This is a genomic window from Mycobacterium sp. (assembly GCF_049280035.1).
Lineage (GTDB): Bacteria > Actinomycetota > Actinomycetes > Mycobacteriales > Mycobacteriaceae > Mycobacterium.
In genome coordinates this window covers 1-2,376 of the sequence record NZ_JBAPPI010000869.1, presented here as the reverse complement: position 1 = coordinate 2,376, position 2,376 = coordinate 1, and the positions used below count along the sequence as shown (strand labels likewise).

Here is a 2,376-nt window from a genome sequence, read left to right as displayed (position 1 = left end):
TGTTCTTCGGAGAGCTCCCATCGCATCGGCGTTTCTCCTGCCAGGCTTCGGGTACCGACGATCGGTACGGCCGAATGAAACAAATGGTATCTTAGGTCTGACCATAAACTATGGGGGACGTGTGATGGAAGCAGCGGATGCCGTGACTAAACCCTCGCGATCCGGCATCACGCTTGGCCCATTCGATGTCCCTAAGGCGTCTGATGTGCTTGCCAGCCAGCTTCGCGAGCGGATTCTCAGTGGCGAATTGGTCGAGGGTGTCTCCCTACCGGCGGAACGTGACCTGGTTAAACAGACGCAGATGAGTCGGGCCACTGTGCGCGAAGCGCTGCGGATCCTCGAAGTGCAAAACTTGGTTCGGGTCAAAGCGGGCCGTGCCGGCGGCGCGTTCGTACAGCGCCCTACCACGAAGTCGATGGCCAGCTCGGTGAGCATGCTCATCCGGGGCAGACGCATCAAACTTGTCGACCTGATGGAGACGAGGGAGGCCTTGGAGCCGTTCTGCGCCGAGCTTGCTGCCCGCAACCGCACCGACGAGGACCTCACCGAACTCGACCGGGCCAACGAAGCGATCGCCGATCCCGAGGCCCATCTCGAGCAGTTTCTGCAGGCCAACCTGGATTGGCATGTCGGTGTCGCGGTCGCCAGTCACAACGAGCTGCTGATCGGCCTCATGACCGCGCTCTCGCAGGCAATCTATGCCGGCACCAAGAACGCGGCCTTCGTCGACACTGAGGTTCGCGCGGTGACAAGCCAGGCACACCGGGCGATCACGACCGCGATCCGGGACCGTGACGCCATGGCCGCCGGGCGGCGCATGCGCCGGCATGTGCACAGCTACGCCGCCGCCTTGGCCGAATCCGACGAGCGCGACGCGATCGACGTCGGCGACGCCGCCGTGGGTCAATAGCCGCGGCGGCGATCTCGCACCCGCGGGAGTCAGCTCGGTCTTTATTTGCGGCCTCGGTGGCACACCGCGTAAGAATGCTTGTCGCCAGCCAGGTCCCCAATGTGGTCGGCGAAGAGGGTGCAATTAGGCGTCCCGGGATGTACTGGCGGTGTGGTCGAGTCGGTGGGCCGCGAGGAAATCATCGACGATGCGGACGCAGTCCTGGTGGTCGACGACACGCAGACCGATCATCCATGCGAACAGCAGCGGCCCCACGAGTTGGCACACGGCAAGCTCGAGGTCGAACTCGTCGAGTTGAGTGTGGGCGTCGGGACTTTGCAGGATGGCTTCAAACGGTTGGCGGTAGTGCTCGACGACGCGTGCCTGCAGTGTGCCTTTGCATCGTTGCCAGTCTTGGGCGCTGTTGGCACTGTCGGCAGTGGATCGCAGGGCTATCCAGGCCAGGGTCGTCGGATGCAGCGGTGCCTCTTCGTACAGCGTCGCTTGCCGGCACACCAGCTGGACAAGCCGGTCACGCAACGACCCCGTCGACGGCGGCGGCGTGACCGCGGGGAGGAGCCGTTCGAGTGTGGCGGCGATGAGATCAGACGAGCAGCCGAAGTGGCGGTAAAGAGTGGTGCGGGCAACCTTTGAGGCTTTGGTGACCGCATCGATAGTGACGGCTTCGATACCCCCGGTCCGCAGTAGATCGACCGCCGCGTCCAAGAGGCGGGTGCGTGACCGCAGCCAGCGCGGATCGACTTCGTCATCGCTGTCGGCCAATTCTGTGTCCACCTCAGTCATCGCAGACCCCCTCGCCACCCTGTCGCCGGGTGCGCCCTAATCCGTGACATCGGGCCCGGATGTAGTACCGAAAGTATCGTAGCGAAACTGACAGGCCTCCACACCGGGCTTAGCTCGATCCGTGCTGGTCCACGCTAATGCATCCCGGGTAAACGTGGGCTGGGCAGTGCTCCCACGGCTTGTCTGACGCGGCCACCGGTCATGGCAATCTCGGAGCATCGGAGTGGATCCCTGACGTGCCGTTTCGATACTAGGAATATCGTATCGATACCTTATGTTCCTTATCGATGACTGCCAGGGAGCATCGAAGGGAATGTCATGTTCAACCAGGTTTCGTTACCGCGCCCAGGACGGTTGGTCGACCTCGCCTCCGTTGTCGCTGGGGTGCGCCGCGGGTTGCTGACTTTAACGGTGCCTGCACGCCCAGCTCGAAGGTTCCTTCCAGCTTTTTCGGAAAGCTATTTCGAGACCGGCCTCATGAGACGCGAACTACGTAGGCTATAACTGCCGCGGAGACCACGCGCGGGTCGGCGCTCGAAGTTCGGGCGCCCCGCGGGCGAAGTGGTCGTCGACGCGCCGGGTGACCATCAGACCTTCGCCGGAATTGTCTGCTAATCGCCTGTGGCGCTAGCAGGCCACCTTGATCACGAACGTACCCGTCGTTCTGGCGCTGGGGTTATCGG

2 protein-coding genes are annotated in these 2,376 nt (G+C 62.9%); one reads left to right on the top strand and one right to left on the bottom strand.

Annotated elements, in window-relative coordinates:
• Positions 1-124: 124 nt before the first annotated feature.
• Complete coding sequence (locus WAN71_RS27690) at positions 125-910, top strand: FadR/GntR family transcriptional regulator (protein ID WP_422228387.1); 786 nt, start codon at positions 125-127, stop codon at positions 908-910.
• A gap of 123 nt (positions 911-1,033) precedes the next feature.
• On the opposite strand, the gene WAN71_RS27685 is transcribed toward WAN71_RS27690, so the two are convergent.
• Positions 1,034-1,693, bottom strand: a complete 660-nt coding sequence (locus WAN71_RS27685) for a TetR/AcrR family transcriptional regulator (RefSeq protein ID WP_422228386.1) — start codon at positions 1,691-1,693, stop codon at positions 1,034-1,036.
• Positions 1,694-2,376 lie beyond the last annotated feature (683 nt).

What these genes read in the sequence shown, in the direction of transcription:
- WAN71_RS27690 (WP_422228387.1), top strand. Translation starts at nt 125, where the DNA reads ATGGAAGCAGCGGATGCCGTGACTAAACCCTCGCGATCCGGCATCACG.
- WAN71_RS27685 (WP_422228386.1), bottom strand. Translation starts at nt 1,693, where the DNA reads ATGACTGAGGTGGACACAGAATTGGCCGACAGCGATGACGAAGTCGAT.